We start from the raw sequence: 607 nt of genomic DNA, 5'->3' as shown, positions 1-607 counted from the left end.
AACTCCTGTTTTCCAGGTCACCCTTCACGATCTCGACCTGGTCGGCCCACGGCACATCCCGAAGCTTCAGCGGTGTTCGCACGAGAACGCGAACCTCATATCCGGCTTCCAGGAGCCGGGGGACCAAACGTCCACCGATGTATCCGGTGGCGCCCGTAACGAGGACTCTGCGCGATGTCATGCGATGAGTTTAGAGCCCCAAACTGGGCGCCGACACAATACGTAGGCATACGTCCAGCAGATCAGACCTGATCGGGGTACAGTCGTCCGCGATCGAGGTCCGCACCGCTCGGTGCGAGACCACAAAACCGATTTCGAGAGGTTATTGTCATGGACATCCTGGGAAGTTTCTGGAATTTCATTTCGTTCCTGTTCTGGTCGTTCGTCTTCGTCGCCTATCTGATTGTTTTGTTCTCCGTGGCGGCCGACATCTTCAGGGACCACAAGTTGAGTGGCTGGCTGAAGGCACTCTGGCTGGTCTTCCTCATCTTCGTTCCATTCCTCACCGTTCTGATCTACGTCATCGCGCGGGGCAACGGGATGGCAGAGCGCCAGGCCCAGAGCGCCATGCAGAACCGTGAAGCCACGGACAACTACATCCGCACTG

At 57.5% G+C, this 607-nt stretch carries 2 protein-coding genes; one reads left to right on the top strand and one right to left on the bottom strand.

Features of this window, described 5'->3' with window-relative positions:
* Positions 1–181 (bottom strand): NAD(P)H-binding protein (locus JF66_RS22640; RefSeq protein WP_156109958.1); only part of this gene is annotated, 181 nt, incomplete at its 3' end.
* Positions 182–330: 149 nt separating this feature from the next.
* Here JF66_RS22640 and JF66_RS20020 point away from each other — a divergent pair.
* A partial coding sequence (locus tag JF66_RS20020) for a PLDc N-terminal domain-containing protein (protein WP_035880642.1) occupies positions 331–607 on the top strand: 277 nt, incomplete at its 3' end.

Source organism: Cryobacterium sp. MLB-32, from assembly GCF_000738085.1.
Classification (GTDB): domain Bacteria; phylum Actinomycetota; class Actinomycetes; order Actinomycetales; family Microbacteriaceae; genus Cryobacterium.
This window is presented reverse-complemented; position numbering and strand designations above follow the sequence as displayed.